Source organism: Paenibacillus sp. 7523-1 (genome assembly GCF_002276415.1).
GTDB classification, from domain to species: domain Bacteria; phylum Bacillota; class Bacilli; order Paenibacillales; family Paenibacillaceae; genus Paenibacillus; species Paenibacillus illinoisensis_A.
Genome location: NZ_NPBR01000025.1, coordinates 73,702 through 88,816 on the forward strand (window position 1 = coordinate 73,702; position 15,115 = coordinate 88,816).

The 15,115-nt window shown below is 47.0% G+C and carries 17 protein-coding genes; 15 read left to right on the forward strand and 2 right to left on the reverse strand.

Annotation, left to right across the window (positions count from 1 at the left end; genetic code table 11):
- Positions 1–22 precede the first annotated feature (22 nt).
- The 8 genes from CHH60_RS25285 (at position 23) to CHH60_RS25320 (ending at position 7,307) form a co-directional block, all read left to right on the forward strand.
- On the forward strand, positions 23–916 hold the full coding sequence (locus tag CHH60_RS25285; RefSeq protein WP_095361751.1) for a sensor histidine kinase: 894 nt from the start codon (positions 23–25) through the stop codon (positions 914–916).
- 119 nt (positions 917–1,035) lie between these two features.
- Positions 1,036–1,959: an ABC transporter ATP-binding protein gene (locus CHH60_RS25290; RefSeq protein WP_095361724.1), complete on the forward strand. Its 924-nt coding sequence runs from the start codon at positions 1,036–1,038 to the stop codon at positions 1,957–1,959.
- Complete coding sequence (locus CHH60_RS25295) at positions 1,952–2,650, forward strand: ABC transporter permease (RefSeq protein ID WP_176476204.1); 699 nt, start codon at positions 1,952–1,954, stop codon at positions 2,648–2,650. The genes CHH60_RS25290 and CHH60_RS25295 overlap by 8 nt, the downstream gene beginning before the upstream one ends.
- A 104-nt stretch (positions 2,651–2,754) precedes the next feature.
- A complete protein-coding gene (gene thiD, locus CHH60_RS25300; protein WP_095292321.1) occupies positions 2,755–3,567 on the forward strand; it encodes a bifunctional hydroxymethylpyrimidine kinase/phosphomethylpyrimidine kinase in 813 nt (270 codons plus the stop codon).
- A 238-nt stretch (positions 3,568–3,805) separates the two neighbouring features.
- Entirely contained in the window at positions 3,806–4,486 is a 681-nt protein-coding gene (locus CHH60_RS25305) for a response regulator transcription factor (RefSeq protein WP_095361726.1), read from the forward strand.
- A complete protein-coding gene (locus CHH60_RS25310; RefSeq protein ID WP_095292325.1) occupies positions 4,483–6,240 on the forward strand; it encodes a sensor histidine kinase in 1,758 nt (585 codons plus the stop codon). Before CHH60_RS25305 ends, CHH60_RS25310 begins: the two co-directional genes overlap by 4 nt.
- A 21-nt stretch (positions 6,241–6,261) precedes the next feature.
- Entirely contained in the window at positions 6,262–6,807 is a 546-nt protein-coding gene (pssA, locus tag CHH60_RS25315) for a CDP-diacylglycerol--serine O-phosphatidyltransferase (protein WP_095361727.1), read from the forward strand.
- 14 nt (positions 6,808–6,821) lie between these two features.
- Complete coding sequence (locus CHH60_RS25320) at positions 6,822–7,307, forward strand: DedA family protein (RefSeq protein ID WP_095292328.1); 486 nt, start codon at positions 6,822–6,824, stop codon at positions 7,305–7,307.
- A 304-nt stretch (positions 7,308–7,611) separates the two neighbouring features.
- On the opposite strand, the gene CHH60_RS25325 is transcribed toward CHH60_RS25320, so the two are convergent.
- Complete coding sequence (locus CHH60_RS25325; protein WP_095361728.1) at positions 7,612–8,802, reverse strand: cation:proton antiporter; 1,191 nt, start codon at positions 8,800–8,802, stop codon at positions 7,612–7,614.
- A gap of 375 nt (positions 8,803–9,177) precedes the next feature.
- On the opposite strand from CHH60_RS25325, the gene CHH60_RS25330 reads away from it, so the two are divergent.
- The 5 genes from CHH60_RS25330 (at position 9,178) to CHH60_RS25345 (ending at position 12,419) form a co-directional block, all read left to right on the forward strand.
- A complete protein-coding gene (locus tag CHH60_RS25330) occupies positions 9,178–9,762 on the forward strand; it encodes a DUF420 domain-containing protein (protein WP_176476205.1) in 585 nt (194 codons plus the stop codon).
- Positions 9,763–9,830: 68 nt separating this feature from the next.
- A complete protein-coding gene (gpmA, locus tag CHH60_RS25335; RefSeq protein WP_095361729.1) occupies positions 9,831–10,574 on the forward strand; it encodes a 2,3-diphosphoglycerate-dependent phosphoglycerate mutase in 744 nt (247 codons plus the stop codon).
- A gap of 207 nt (positions 10,575–10,781) precedes the next feature.
- Positions 10,782–10,949 (forward strand): hypothetical protein, encoded by a 168-nt coding sequence (locus CHH60_RS29990; RefSeq protein ID WP_153980001.1) that lies wholly within the window; start codon positions 10,782–10,784, stop codon positions 10,947–10,949.
- A 150-nt stretch (positions 10,950–11,099) separates the two neighbouring features.
- Positions 11,100–12,008, forward strand: coding sequence for an aldo/keto reductase (locus CHH60_RS25340; protein WP_095361730.1), 909 nt, complete (start codon positions 11,100–11,102; stop codon positions 12,006–12,008).
- 84 nt (positions 12,009–12,092) lie between these two features.
- Positions 12,093–12,419, forward strand: coding sequence for a thioredoxin family protein (locus CHH60_RS25345; RefSeq protein WP_095292336.1), 327 nt, complete (start codon positions 12,093–12,095; stop codon positions 12,417–12,419).
- A 66-nt stretch (positions 12,420–12,485) separates the two neighbouring features.
- Here CHH60_RS25345 and bacA read toward each other — a convergent pair whose 3' ends face one another.
- On the reverse strand, positions 12,486–13,298 hold the full coding sequence (bacA, locus tag CHH60_RS25350) for an undecaprenyl-diphosphate phosphatase (protein ID WP_095361731.1): 813 nt from the start codon (positions 13,296–13,298) through the stop codon (positions 12,486–12,488).
- Between the two features lie 217 nt (positions 13,299–13,515).
- On the opposite strand from bacA, the gene CHH60_RS25355 reads away from it, so the two are divergent.
- Both CHH60_RS25355 and CHH60_RS25360 read left to right on the forward strand, forming a co-directional pair.
- Complete coding sequence (locus tag CHH60_RS25355) at positions 13,516–14,148, forward strand: TetR/AcrR family transcriptional regulator (RefSeq protein WP_095361732.1); 633 nt, start codon at positions 13,516–13,518, stop codon at positions 14,146–14,148.
- Between the two features lie 131 nt (positions 14,149–14,279).
- Complete coding sequence (locus CHH60_RS25360) at positions 14,280–15,107, forward strand: substrate-binding periplasmic protein (protein WP_371264592.1); 828 nt, start codon at positions 14,280–14,282, stop codon at positions 15,105–15,107.
- Positions 15,108–15,115: the final 8 nt, after the last annotated feature.

Here is a 15,115-nt window from a genome sequence, read left to right on the forward strand (position 1 = left end):
CATCTTAACCGTTGCTCTCCTCATGGTTGTCATTTTACTTGCTGTGAGGCTGAATAAGCGCAGCCGGCAATTGGCATATATTCATCAGAAGCTCGGAGGCATTCTGGAAGAGGGGACATATGAGCGTTTGCTGGTCTTTAGCAGCGATACACAGATTCGCCGCCTGCTGGGGGATATCAACGAACTGCTGGATTACGCACACCGAACGGGTGCCCGTTATGCCAATCAGGAGAAGGAGATCCGCAATATGCTCTCCAACATCTCCCACGATTTGAAAACCCCTCTCACGGTAGTGATGGGTTATAGTGAAACGCTGCTCCATGGCTCTTCATTAACCGATCAGGAACGGGAAGGTATGATCAGCAAGATTCAGGACAAAGCGCAGGAGGTGCTGCGTCTGATCCATTCCTTCTTTGATCTGGCGAAATTGGAGTCAGGGGATACGGAGCTTGCATTGACTCGAATAAATCTTAGTGAATTGTGCCGGGTGAAGATGCTCTCCTTTTATGAAATGTTAACGAATCAGGGTCTGCAGGTGGAACTGTCCATTCCTGAGAGTGATCTCTTCGTGACCGGCAATGAGGATGCACTCGACCGGGTACTGGATAATCTGATTACGAATGCAATGCAGTATGGGGCGGACGGTAAGGTATTGGGCCTGCTGCTTGAACAAACGAATCATGGAGAGGTCTTGCTGCAAATCTGGGATAAGGGTAAAGGCATTCCGGAAAAAGAACAAGACCGTGTTTTTGAACGCATGTATACGCTGGAGGATTCCCGTAACCGTCTCTATCACGGAAGCGGGCTTGGCCTCACCATCACGAAGCGGCTTGTCGAGCGGATGGGAGGACGCATTGATCTGCGCAGTGTACCTTATGAGCGAACTTCATTTAGAATCTCTCTAAAATCTCGTTAGTTGCCTTTTTGTGAGGAACTTAAGTTTTTTGTAAGATTTGATTAATAAAAAAGCAGACTTTTCTCTTTACAATACAGATATAAGAACCCGTCAGGGATCGTAAAGGAGAACAGGAAACGATGACATATATTGCACGCACGATTGGTGTGACCAAAACCTATGCAGGCACGGAGGTCGTATCCAACGTCAATATGAATATCAAGCAAGGTGAAATATACGGATTTTTAGGGCCGAACGGCGCAGGGAAAACGACAATAATGAAAATGTTGACCAATCTGGTTAAGCCCACCGTTGGGGAGATTGAAATGTTCGGGGAGAAACTTACCCCTGACTCTTATGAAGTGCTTAAGCGGATAGGTAGCATTATTGAATATCCTTTTTTCTACGATAAACTGTCCGCCAGGGATAACTTGGAGCTTCACTGCGAATATATGGGGTTTCATAACAAGAAGGTTATCGTCGATATGATGGAGAGTGTAGGTCTGAAGGATACCGGCAAGAAACCGGTACGGGACTTCTCTCTGGGAATGAAGCAAAGGCTGGGTATTGCACGTGCACTGATTACAACACCGGAGTTCCTCATTCTGGATGAACCCATCAACGGGCTTGATCCGGTTGGAATTAAAGAAATGCGCGATCTGTTCAAACGCCTCAGTACGGAATACAGAATTACTCTCCTGATCTCCAGTCATATCCTGGGTGAGATTGAGCAAATTGCCGATACGGTAGGGGTAATTCGTGGCGGTCGTCTGGTCGAGGAAGTGTCCATGGAGAGTATTCGTGGAACTCAGAGCGAATATATCGAGCTGCAGGTGATGGATGGCCGCAAGGCGACTTATGTTATTGAGCATCAGCTTGAGTTGAAAAATTATAAATTGGTTGATGATCGTACAGTTCGCATTTATGACCCAGGTGTATCTCCATCCCAATTAACAGGCATTCTGGTTCAGCATGGTGTTGAGATTGAGTCGATTATCAAGCGGTCCCATTCGCTGGAGGAACACTTTCTAAACCTGGTGAAGGGGGATGGGGACGTTGCTTAAACTTATTTTTCTCGAAATGCGAAAACACCGGTTTGCTCGTAATTTCGGATATGCAGCTATCGCCAATGTGGGGATTCTGTTGTTTCTGATCATGATTGGTGTGGTGGACTGGGGAGCAGAAGATTATGCCTTCACCACGTATCCTCTCTCCTTTATGTTGATTGATACAATTGCCCGTGCGACCTTTATTATTTTTGGAGGCGCTTTGTTATCGAAGCTGATTATTAGCGAATATAGCAACAAAACGATGAATGTGATGTTCACCTATCCAATTAAACGTCACAAAATTATTGGAGCCAAGCTGATTATCGTGTTTGCCTTTACCTTTTTCATGATTATGTTTACCAACTTGCTAATGGGAGCAATCCTGCTGACAACAGATCACTTTTATCCCTTTATTGCGGATGAACTGACGGGTGATCAAGCACTTCAATTGCTGATCAAGTATACGATTAGTTCGCTGTCTGCTGCTGCGATGGCATTGATCCCGCTGTTTTTCGGCATGCGAAAGCACTCGGTCACGGCAACCATGGTGTCATCCATTTTCCTGGTCCTCGTCGTGTGTTCAGGCGTGAATGGACCGAGTGTTTCCATCAATTCCATTATTGTGATTCCATTAACTCTGGGCGCTATCGGCCTTTGGATCGCTTCCCTGTCCATGGTTCGGCTGGAGACAAAAGACGTGAACTGAAATGCTTGAAAACCATGCTTCGTATGGCTTCAGATGCCATTGACATCCGCTCGTACAAGGGATAGGATAATGTCAACTGAAACATGAAGGAGAATGCGACTACCATGACGATTCCAAAAACATTGACAATAGCCGGCTCAGATACAAGCGGCGGCGCAGGAATTCAAGCTGATTTGAAAACATTCCAGGAGCTTGGTGTGTACGGTATGACCGTTCTGACGACGGTTGTGGCGATGGAGCCTGAAACATGGGACCACCAGGTTTTCCCTGTGGCTCTGGATGTAGTGGAAGCACAGCTTCGTACCGTTCTGGACGGAATTGGTTTTGATGCGATGAAGACGGGAATGCTGGGTTCCGTAGATATTATTGAACTGGTCGCGAAGCATGTTCGCCGCAGCGGTCTGCCACAGATCGTAATCGATCCGGTAATGGTTTGCAAAGGTACAGATGAGGTGCTGCAGCCTGAAAATACGGAAGCAATGATTGAATTTTTGCTGCCGGGTGCTGATCTGGTTACTCCAAACCTGTTTGAAGCTTCCCAATTGGCCAAGAGCGGACCGATCCGTTCCAAGGAACAGATGGAAGCAGCAGCTGCTGTAATTCACAACCATGGGGCGAAGCATGTCCTGATCAAGGACAGAGGCGTCATTACCCCAGGTAAAGCGATGGATCTTCTCTATGATGGCAAAAACTACGAATGGTATGAAGCCGATGTTGTTGGTTCCGGTTATACGCATGGGGCGGGTTGTACAACCTCTGCAGCGATTACCGCTGGTTTGGCGCGCGGTCTGTCTGTAAAAGAGGCTGTACGTGAAGGCAAAGCCTTCATTACTCAAGCGATTGCTGGCGGATTCCCGCTTAATCGTTTTGTTGGCCCGACGTTGCACGCGGCACACCGCTTGGAGCAACAACGCTAATAGCGGATGCGGTAAGCGATACCGGGAAAGAGAACTTGGATTCAGCTGAAGGGTGGTTGTCAATGGGCGAAGGTGGCTCGTTGGCAACCGCCTTTTTGTGTGGATTGCTGCGAATTGAGTAACTTATATGGGGTATTAATCGTATATAACATGGAGTTCATTCCAGAACATGGATGGACACACGAACGACACATGGAATCGGTATGTTAACAGAAGAAAGATAAAAGGAGAGTCGGCCATGGTGAGAACAGTGCTTCTCGTGGAAGACGAAAGCCGCATTCGTGAAATTGTGGCCGATTATTTTATAAAGGAACAATGGAATGTAATCGAGGCGGAGCATGGAATTGAAGCACTCCAACTGCTGGATCTGCATGAAGTGGATCTGGTCATTCTCGATGTGCTGATGCCTGAAATGGATGGATGGACGCTCTGTGAGCATATTCGGTCTCAATCCACCGTACCTATTATAATGCTGACCGCAAGGTCTGAAGATGATGATAAGATACACGGATTTAACCTTGGTGTCGATGACTATGTAACGAAGCCGTTCAGCCCTCGTGTGCTGGTTGCGCGTGCAGAGACATTAATGAAGCGAGTCGAAGGTGCAATCAGCAGAGAACAGGGTGTGATCCGGTTTGGTCACGCATTGCTTGATCCTTGGGCGAGACGACTGGAGATGAATGGGCTGGAGGTAGAGCTTGCTCCCAAAGAGTATGAGCTGCTGCTCTACCTGGCACGCAATCAGGGGATCGTTTTATCCCGGGATGCAATCCTTAATCGGGTCTGGGGATATGACTTTGATGGTGATTCCCGCGTTGTGGATACGCACATCAAGAAGCTGCGCAGCAAACTAGGGGATGAAGCCAAGTGTATCCGGACAGTGATTGGCACGGGATATCGATTCGAGGCTGAGGCATGAGACGTAATGGCGTAACGATGAAGCTATTTCTGGTTATGGCTGGTTTTCTGCTCCTCTTATATGGAACATCAGTGACTGCCCAGTTGGTCTGGTTCCCGGACTTTTACCAGCATCAGAAGATCAGCAGCATGAAGAAAAAACTGGCGAAATTTGAACAGCAGTATTCCAGAGGGCATTGGGATAGTATACAACTGGCCAAGGAAACCGGGAAGTTCATGCGTCAGAATCAGTCGCATCTGGTGATTTTGACAAGTACGGGCAAACTGGTCAACGATCCGTTTCACATTACTCTGCTCCGCGAGGATGGTAGTCAGGTGAAGGTTTCCCTATCCTTGTTCATCAATAGTGAGAACGCGGGATGGATTGCCACTCATCTGAAATATGGTCAGGAGCTCACTGTCACAGGTCCGGCCAGCGGGCTGAACGAACCGATGGTCTATCCGTTGAAAATCCAGGACAACAACTCTGCCGCGCGAGGTACGGAGGACTTTCAGGAGCTCTCTGAGCCGGTTCAGGAATGGTCTGGCGTATTGACCGAAGTGGTGCTTCCCAATCTGGGAACATGGAGTCAGAGACAGGGATTGCTTGTGCAGGCCCTGGACAGCCGCTTCCCTCTCTCAACGGAAGACCAGCTCAGTTTGGCGAGTGGCAAGATGCTTAATGAAGAATGGACGGATAGCTGGAGTGGTGTTCGGAATGTGATTACCATTGCTCCGGTCCACAAAAACGGGCCTCAGCAGCAGCTTATTTTTTCCCTGACTTCTCTGCAGGAGATGAGGGAAGCGAATGAAGCAACACGTTTGTTCTATGCATATTTTGGTATGGGTGCATTTGTGCTGATTCTGTTTCTTTCCCTGTTATTGTCCAGAATTGTCACAAAACCCTTACTGGCTTTGAACCATGTGGCCAAAAAGATGTCGACGCTTGACTTCTCCGTGAAATCACCAATCAAACGCAATGATGAAATTGGCAGTTTGTCCGATAGCCTGAACGCTCTGTCCACCACATTGGGGCAGACGCTGGAGGAACTCAGACAGGCGAATCGTCAAATGCGGACCGATATGGAGATGAAGCAGCGGATTGAACAGCGGCAGCGTGAATTTTTTGCCGATGCATCGCATGAACTCAAAACGCCTATCAGTATCATCAAGGGGTATTCCGAAGGGCTGAAGGATGGAGTCAGTGAGAACAAGCGGGAGCGTTACATTGAGATCATTGCGGATGAAGCGGTCAAAATGGAGACGATGGTTGAAGAAATGCTGGATCTCGTTCGGTTGGAATCACAGGCGATCAAGCTGAATACCGGTGCAGTTGTCCTTGGAGACATGATCGAGGAGATTGCCGGGCGTCTCGGCCCGCAGCTGAAGGAAAAAGGGCTCGAAATCGTGCTTGTCTCCACCACAGAGCAGACCGTTGAAGGAGATCGAAGCAAGCTGGAGCAAGTGATCTATAACATGATGATGAATGCTATACGTCATGCGCTGCCGCAGACCGATATAATGATAGAGATCAGCAGGCTGGAAGGGCAGGTAAGAATCTCCATCGAGAATAAAGGCGAAGGGATCTCGGAAGCTGAACGCCAGTATATCTGGGAGAGATTTTATCGGGTAGAACGATCACGTAATCGCAAAATGGGAGGAACAGGCCTGGGCCTGGCCATCGCGAAGCAGATTCTTGATCTGCACGGATGCAGTTATGGAGTGGAGAACACGCCGGACGGAGTCCGCTTTTATATTATTTTTCCTAATGCTTAGTACGAAAGGGAGTCAAGTCTTATGAAATCTTTACCGTCCATTTTAACATTGGGCAATTTAACTTCTGGCATGCTCGCCGTCATAATGGCCATTCATGGCGAGTTTGCACTGGCCGTGACGATGATTTGGGTTGCCATGTTCTTTGATCTGTTTGACGGCTTTGCTGCACGAAAATTGCATTGTGAAGGGGAGTTCGGCAAGGCGCTGGATTCTCTGGCTGATGTCGTTTCCTTCGGAACAGCCCCGGTGCTGATTCTGTATCTGAACTCCATGAACGAAGTAAGTGTGCTTGGTATGGCATTGACGGCGTTATTCCCAGTATGTGGCGCCTTGCGTCTGGCCCGTTACAACTGTCAGAAAACAGCAAGTGTAGGTTTCGTCGGAATGCCGATTACGTTTGCAGGCGGACTGATGTCCTTTTTCGCGCTCTGGAGTCCTTATTTCACCCACGGTGTAGCCTATCTTGTTATCGTTGTATTATCCGGTTTAATGGTCAGCCAAATTCGATTCCCATCTCTGAAACAGGTGTTGGCGCCTCATGAGAAGGATATCGTGGAACCGAAATAAGGAGCGAGTCAGTCATGGAAATTGCTAAAGAGTTTATTGGTCAATATGGATATTTTGCAATCTACGGATTGCTCGCTCTGGGTGTCATCGGCATGCCCATTCCGGATGAGGTGATGATGACCTTTGTCGGTTATCTCGCCTCCATCTCGGTCCTGAATTATTCCGTTTCGATCATTGTCAGCTTTGGTGGTGCATTTACGGGAGGACTGCTCAGCTACGCGATTGGCAAGAAGGCGGGCAGACCCCTCGTCGTAAAGTATGGCAAGTGGGTAGGGGTGAACCCCAAACGGCTGGGGAGGGTGGAGGGCTGGTTCCTGAAGTATGGGTACTGGTCCATTATCCTCGGCTACTTTATTCCTGGCATTCGCCATCTGATGTGCTGCTTCTCCGGCATCAGCCGCATGGCTATCGGAAAATATGTAGTGATCTCCGGGATCGGGGCATTCATATGGTGCGTCGTGTTTATAACGATCGGTTTCTACGTTGGTGTGTTAACTTAAAATGGGACAACCTGTTTTCGGGTTGAGGATAAAGACCTCTTGTATATGGAGTGGTCTTTTTTTGTTTTTCTAGAAGCTTGAAAGAAATACAAAAAGCCGCTCTGAACATTTCCAACCTTTTTGGATCAAAGGTGAAAAATATGTCAAAGCGGCGTGTGCTTCAAGGCCTAATTTTCTTTACTAAGGACAAATATAACGTTAAAACCCGGACAATTTCAATATTCGAAATTGTAGTATCGTCTCATCCGGAAGTTCTATTGAGGAACAATTATCTATTAATAGTCATCATTCGGTAAAGGTGATACTATCCATTCAAATGAGCTTCCTCAATCCCTTGTTCAACACGAGCTTCTCCTTTTTTGCGAGCAAAGGTTATTTTGAGCAAAGGAGGAGTAACGAGCGTAGTTACGATAACCATGATGACAACGCTGGTAAAATATTCGGGGTCAAGCAAACCAGAAGCAAGTCCGGTTGAGGCAATGATAAGTGCAACCTCACCCCGAGAAATCATGCCAGAGCCAATGGCCAGGGACGAAACGCGATCAAACCCTGTAAGCCGTGCGCCGGCTCCACCGCCCAGCAGCTTCGTCACAATAGCAATTAAACTGATCGCAATGATAAACCAGATTTGGGAACCAACACCGTCAAAAGTAACATTCAGACCGATACTTACGAAGAATACCGGTACAAAAATACTATAGGCAATGGGCTCAACTTTGCTTTCAACTTCATGTTTGAAAGTGGTTTGAGAAATGGCAATACCCGCCGCAAATGCACCAATAATTCCGGCAACGCCCATCCATTCTGCGAAATAGGAAAATCCGAAACAGATGATTAATCCTGTAGTAATAACAGTCTCTGTAACTTTGAGAGGTGCCATCCACTTCATGATTCGAGGGACAAGGAACCAGCCGGCAGCGATAATAATAACAAAGAATAATAACTTTTTACCAATAAGCAGACTGATTGATGTGTCACCTGCACCCGTACCCAGCAAGCTCATCATGACAGCAAGCAGTACAACAACCAGAACGTCATCGACTACAGCTGCACCGAGAATTGTAGTACCCTCACGTGAACTGAGCTGATCCATGTCCTTTAGTGTCTGGACGGAAATACTTACAGACGTGGCACAGAATAAAAGTCCAAAGAAAAGTGCATGAGTTTGGGACATTCCAAAAGCTATAGCAGCACCGTATCCTCCGATAAATGGAAGAATAATACCTCCGACGGCAACAGCGAAAGCTGCCTTCCAGTTTTTCTTCAGTTGCTCGAGGTCCGTCTCAAGTCCGGCAATGAACATTAATAGAAGTACACCAATCTCCGCCATATAATGAACGAAATCAGTTTGTTGGACCCAACCTAGAATGGCAGGTCCAAGAACAACACCTACAATCAGCTTACCCAATACGGATGGTTGACCCAGTCTAACGGACAGGTCCCCAGCAAGTTTGGTGAAAATCAAAATTAATGCAAGTACCAAAACAAATTCCATAAGTGCACTCCTCCCCAACAGTAGCGTCTATAGGATTTCCTCACCAAGAGCACTTGATTCCATTGTCCTGACACAAAAAAATGGCATAGAAAGGCTAGAATAACAGCCCTAATATGCCATAAAAAAGACAAAGAGGGGCCCTTGGTGACAGGCTCCTCCGATTTCAACGCGTATGTGATTATTTAATTTAATTATACCATAAACTCTGTTTTGGGTAAACCGGCGACTGCTGACATTTGGATGAAAACGAGCTGTTAAGGGCATTTTAAATGGGTATGCGTGCTTTTTGTTCAGAGTGTTGTCACTTAACAGGGGGCAGGCCGCGAGATATAATGACATAGAACATAGAAGTTAGCATATGAGGAGGATTTTGCTTTGGGCAAACATAACAAAGGGGATTCCAATATTCAATCCAATTCGGCCGCCCCGACAAGTAATAAAAATTTTGCAGGTATCATTATTACCATTTCCATTCTTGCCAATGTCATTATTTTATTGTTGTTCTTCGCACCTTCGATCGGATACAAAGGGGATGTCGCCTTTGATATCACGGTGCTGCCGCGGTTCAATGCCGTGTTTAACAGTTTCACTTTCATTTTCCTGCTTGCCGCGCTGATTGCTATTATCAAGAAGAACGTAAAGCTTCATAAACGATTTATTCTTGCTGCGTTCTCGACAACATTGCTGTTTCTTGTCACGTATTTGTCGTTCCACTATCTCTCTCCGGAAACGTCCAAATACGGCGGGGAGGGCATTGTTCGCTCCATCTATTTCTTTATTTTGATCACTCACAGTGTTCTTGCAGCCATTATTGTGCCGCTGGCTTTGTTCACTCTCGTCTGGGGCTGGACAAACCAATTGAAGAAACACCGCAAAATTGCTCGCTGGACGATGCCGATTTGGCTGTATGTTAGCTCCACAGGGGTAGTCGTTTACCTGATGATGGCTCCATACTATTAATGTAGTTCATTTTCTGAGCATATCTCGCCGAACATGTGGGTAATGATTTCGAGGAAGGAGGTACGGCAATGTACAGAGTGGTATTAATTCGTCATGGACAGAGTATGTGGAATGTAGAGAACCGATTTACAGGCTGGACTGATGTAGACCTGACCAAGGACGGGTACGGTGAAGCCCGCAAAGCTGGCAAAATCTTAAAGGAACAGGGTTTTGATTTTGACTATGCTTATGCTTCGGTACTCAAACGTTCCATTCGAACACTGGACATTGCGCTTGATGAGATGGACCGGATGTGGATTCCGATCACAAAGACATGGAAGCTTAATGAACGTCATTACGGTGCTCTGCAAGGTTTGAATAAGCAGCAGACTGCTGTCAAATACGGAGAAGACCAGGTTATGGAGTGGAGACGTTCTGTTAGCGTATCTCCGCCGCCGCTGGATGAGACGGATGATCGTTATGTGCAGGACGTGGACAAGTATAAGCGTCTTGGCTGTACCATTCCCCGTACCGAGAACTTGATGGATACGTCCAAGCGGGTGCTGGAGTACTGGAACAGCGAGATCAAACCCATGGTGTCAGCTGGAAAAAGGGTACTGATCTCTGCGCACGGGAATACACTTCGTTCACTCGTTATGCATTTGGATGAGATGTCGGAAGCTGATGTCATGGCTCTCAACATTCCCACAGGCATTCCTCTTGTTTACGAGCTGGATGAAAATTTGCATCCCATCGGACACTTCTACCTGACTGCGGATGGTTCGACGTACAAACATGAAGAAATGACCCATGTAGCACCTCCATCGGATTGATCTCAAGTCAAAGAGCTAATTAAGGTGACTCCTAATTTTTAGGGGTCATTTTTTGATGATATCAATCAGGGTGCTCGCATTCAGGAGAGTTCCCTGCATCGTCTTCAGGAGATATGACTGGCGTGACATAGCCGTTTCGTTTTCCTCACAAAGGGTAAATTTCAAGCAAGACACGATGTACATCAATCCCTTAAGGAGGAGAAACACATGTCTAAAAAAAGCGGAATTATAATGACGGCTATTGGTGCTGGCGTAACCTATCTGATGAGGAACAAGCAGGCCAGAGATAAACTGTTTTCAACGGTTTCCGGCATGATGAAAGGCTCAAATTCTTCAAATGGAAGCAAAAAAGTACAGCGAGTAGACATCAATTAGACTCACGTTGTGAGTACATTAGCTAGGCCCGGAGCACTTCAAGTTCCGGGCTTTTCTGTGTTTATTCCCATTGCCCCCTCGGATGCGATTTTTACCAGGAAGAATGATACAATGGATACTTGCAGAACGTATGAAAGGGGATGTACACACATGAAGAAAAACCGTCTGGGCTCATCTGAACTGTACGTCGGAGAAATAGGACTGGGCTGTATGTCGCTCGGAACCGAAGTAGAACCGGCCATAAATCTGATTCATGAGGCACTGGACCGCGGCGTCAATCTGCTGGATACAGCTGACCTGTATGATGCAGGACGTAATGAGGAAATCGTGGGAAAAGCAATCCAGGGACGCCGCGAGCAGGTAATCCTGGCAACGAAGGTGGGCAACCGCCGATTGCCAGGGAAAGAGGGCTGGTCATGGGATCCGTCCAAAGCGTATATCAAGCAAGCTGTACATGACAGCCTCAGACGCCTGCAAACGGATTATATCGACCTGTATCAGCTGCATGGCGGTACATTGGATGATCCAATTGAAGAGACGATTGAAGCCTTCGAGGAGCTGAAGCAGGAAGGACTGATTCGGTATTATGGCATATCGTCCATACGCCCTAATGTAATTCGGGAATATGTAAGGAGATCATCCATAGCCAGTGTTATGAATCAATACAGCGTCGTGGATCGCCGGGCTGAGGAGGAAGTGCTGCCTTTGCTTGAACAAAAAGGGATCAGCGTCATTGCCCGCGGACCTGTTGCCAGCGGAGTACTCGCAGATTCCGGTGCTTCCAAGGTAGAGAAGGGTTATCTGGATTATACGCCGGATCAGCTGCTTGCCATTCGTGAAGGCTTGAGCCGCTTCGTTACGGACGAGCGGAGCATGGCGCAAACTGCGATTCGATACGCCTTGTCCCATCCGGCGGTAGCTGCCGTCGTCCCTGGAGCAAGCTCCAGAACACAGCTGCTGCACAATATTGAGGCTTCGGCATCTGCACCCCTAACGGATGCGGAAATACAAGAAATAAGGGAGCATTATCCGGCCAATCAGTACAAGCAGCACCGTTGACATCCAGTCTGCCTATTGCAATTGTAACTATTAGAGGTACAATAGAGGTCAACCATTAAGAATTGTACAAGGGAGAGAAGACATATGGAAAGAATTCAAAGTGAACAACAATACCGTGATACCATTAATTCAGACGGGCTGACCGTCATCAAATTCGATACAAACTGGTGTCCTGACTGCAAAAACCTCGACCGTTTTATTGGTGCAGTCATCGATCAGCACTCGGACAAAACCTTCTATGCAATGGATGCGGAGGAATTCCAACCGCTTGCTGAGGAAAATGCGGTACGCGGCATTCCAAGTTTGCTCGTGTTCCAAAACGGCAAGAAGATAGCCCACCTGCATAGCAAATGGGCAAAAACGCCTACGCAAATCTCCGAGTACCTGGAGACGCTGGAATCCAAAGTATAAGGATATGAAGAAGGCGACACCGGTTCCGGTTGGAACGCGTGTCGCCTTTTTAAATTATTTTTTTAACTACATCATCAAAATGAAAAAGAATACAGCTGCCAGCACAAAGCGATAGATCGCAAAGACGGTCAGGCTGAGCTTTTTCAAAATGGACAAGAATGTCTTAATGGCAAGCATGGCTACGATAAATGCAGCGATAAATCCAATCGCAAAGATAGGGAAGTCGCTACCGTTCAGATGATCGATGCTCTTGTAGAGGTCGTATCCTGTGGCTCCAATCATGATGGGAACGGACACCAGGAAGGTAAATTCAGCAGCAGCAACGCGGCTTACCCCTGCGAACAATCCACCAGAAATCGTTGAACCTGAACGCGAGAAACCTGGCCACAATGCCAAAATCTGAAAAAGTCCCACGACAAATGCCTGTGTATACGTAATATCGTCCACATCATGTGTTGTGATTCGGTGACTGCGGCGGCTCCAGCGCTCAGCTACAATCATCAAGACCCCACCGATGACCAAACTGTACAATACGGTCTCTGGGCCAAATAGATGTGCCTTGATCCAGTCGCGGAAAACAAGCCCAATGACTACAGCCGGTACCATCGCCAAAAAGATATGCACAAGGTTCAGACGTTGGGAGTAGCTCCTTTTACCTCCGGTGAAGCGGAACATATCAATGAATTTGTTCCAGTAGAGCACAACGACAGCAAGTACAGCACCGAGTTGAACAACCACTTCAAACGTTTTGACTGACTCGTTGTCCTCCGATAATCCCAGCAAGTGGGCGGTCAGAATCATGTGTCCGGTTGAGGACACGGGCAAAAACTCAGTCAAACCTTCGATGATGCCCATAATAATGGATGATAAAATGTCCAATGCTCTTCCTCCTTGAAATGCAGATGCAGAAGGTGGTCTGCTCTGCTTGACTGACAATGCTTGTTCAGCAGAACAAGGCTATCATCTATTATGATCAGAAACGTGTCCAACTTCAACTTATGCATTGAATTGATTGTTTAAAACCATATTGACAAAAACCTAGTTATCCCATAGGATATACTTAACTGACTGACTGATCAATCGGGAGGGTATTGAAATGTCCAAAGTAAATGATAAGGAACCCGGAGAAGAACGCCGGGATCAGATTATACGTATTGCGATGCAGCGATTTGCGACTCATGGGTATCACCAAACCAAGATATCGGATATTGTTCGTGAAGCTGGTGTAGCTCAAGGGACGTTTTATTGGCATTTCAAGAGTAAGGAAGCCATCGCTGAAGAGATTGTATTAACAGGCAGAGAGAAACTGCTAGAAGCTATCGGTCAGGGTTATCGCAAGGATGCAGGATCGGTTGAGGATATGGTCAAGGCGTCAGAGCGATTGTTCATCAACTTGTTCTCTTTTGCCGCAGACAACCGTTACTTTATGGAGCTGCTGCTGAAAGGTATCGTGACCGAAGAATCGGTACGTCGTCTGGTTGAGGAGACACGCGGTGCTGTGGAGTCAGCGTTCCGCCATAACATGGAACGTGCCATTGAACTTGGCATGCTGCCACCTTCGATGGATGTGCCTGTACGGGCTGCTCTATTGGTGAGCATGATCGAAGGCATGATCTCCCGCTGGCTGTTTGGCTCTGCGGAGCTGCATGAGGGCATATCGGCTAAGACAGCTGAATCGCTTGCTGCGGAAGCATCCAGCTTTGAATTTTACGGTTTGCTGGGCACGTAATGATGTGCCTGTACCGAGGGCTTTTTTACATGATTGAGACAGAAGCAGGGAATAATGGATACAACTATTAACCACATGAATGAGAGGAAGTTAACATGATGAATAATGGGACACCAAGTAACGGCAAAAAAATGCGCAAAAGTTGGATGCTGACGGCAATTCTGCTTATGGTTGTACTGGTTGTAAGTGCATGCGGAAGCAAAACAACCGACAATGGCAGCAGTAATGGAGCACAAGCAAGTAATGAACTGGAACAGATCAAGTCAGCGGGCACCATGAAAGTAGGTATGATGGGTACATACCGTCCATACAACTTCCTGAATGACAACAAGGAGATGGATGGTTTTGATGCAGATATCGCACGTGAGGTTGCCAAGCGCCTCGGGGTTGAAGTTGAATTTGTCTCCCAAGAGTTCTCTGGCCTGACACCAAGCCTGCAATCGAAAAAGATTGACGCCATTATCAGCCAGATGACGATTACCGATGAGCGGAAACAGGCGCTGGATTTCAGTGAAGGCTATATTACCAATCAAGTCAAAATCATTGTGAAAAACGATAATAACGATATTACCAAACTCGAAGATTTCAAAGGAAAAACGATTGGTGTAGGTCTGGGCACAAATGATGAAACTTATCTGCGTAATGAAGTGCTGCCGAAAGTGGGAGACTTCACCATTAAGACGTATGACGATGTCATCACATCACTTAAAGATCTGGATGCAGGACGCATTGATGCAACAATCAACAACCTCTACGCGCTTAAACCCATTATTGATTCCAACGGATTCAAGATTAAGGCTGTAGGCGAACCGATCAAGAGTGACCAAGCCGGTATTGCTGTTCGGAAAAATAATCCGGAACTTGTAGCAGCGCTGAACGAAGCTCTTCAAGGCATGAAGGATGATGGCACGTACAATACCATTTTCAAAAAATGGTTTGGTGAAGAGCCTGCGCAATAATGACCGGC

Bases quoted from the DNA above. Each gene is read 5' to 3' on its own strand.
- CHH60_RS25355 (WP_095361732.1), top strand. From the start codon at position 13,516: ATGTCCAAAGTAAATGATAAGGAACCCGGAGAAGAACGCCGGGATCAG.
- CHH60_RS25345 (WP_095292336.1), top strand. From the start codon at position 12,093: ATGGAAAGAATTCAAAGTGAACAACAATACCGTGATACCATTAATTCA.
- CHH60_RS29990 (WP_153980001.1), top strand. From the start codon at position 10,782: ATGTCTAAAAAAAGCGGAATTATAATGACGGCTATTGGTGCTGGCGTA.
- CHH60_RS25285 (WP_095361751.1), top strand. From the start codon at position 23: ATGGTTGTCATTTTACTTGCTGTGAGGCTGAATAAGCGCAGCCGGCAA.
- CHH60_RS25325 (WP_095361728.1), bottom strand. From the start codon at position 8,802: ATGGAATTTGTTTTGGTACTTGCATTAATTTTGATTTTCACCAAACTT.
- CHH60_RS25305 (WP_095361726.1), top strand. From the start codon at position 3,806: ATGGTGAGAACAGTGCTTCTCGTGGAAGACGAAAGCCGCATTCGTGAA.
- CHH60_RS25340 (WP_095361730.1), top strand. From the start codon at position 11,100: ATGAAGAAAAACCGTCTGGGCTCATCTGAACTGTACGTCGGAGAAATA.
- CHH60_RS25320 (WP_095292328.1), top strand. From the start codon at position 6,822: ATGGAAATTGCTAAAGAGTTTATTGGTCAATATGGATATTTTGCAATC.
- gpmA (WP_095361729.1), top strand. From the start codon at position 9,831: ATGTACAGAGTGGTATTAATTCGTCATGGACAGAGTATGTGGAATGTA.
- CHH60_RS25310 (WP_095292325.1), top strand. From the start codon at position 4,483: ATGAGACGTAATGGCGTAACGATGAAGCTATTTCTGGTTATGGCTGGT.
- pssA (WP_095361727.1), top strand. From the start codon at position 6,262: ATGAAATCTTTACCGTCCATTTTAACATTGGGCAATTTAACTTCTGGC.
- CHH60_RS25290 (WP_095361724.1), top strand. From the start codon at position 1,036: ATGACATATATTGCACGCACGATTGGTGTGACCAAAACCTATGCAGGC.
- thiD (WP_095292321.1), top strand. From the start codon at position 2,755: ATGACGATTCCAAAAACATTGACAATAGCCGGCTCAGATACAAGCGGC.
- CHH60_RS25360 (WP_371264592.1), top strand. From the start codon at position 14,280: ATGCGCAAAAGTTGGATGCTGACGGCAATTCTGCTTATGGTTGTACTG.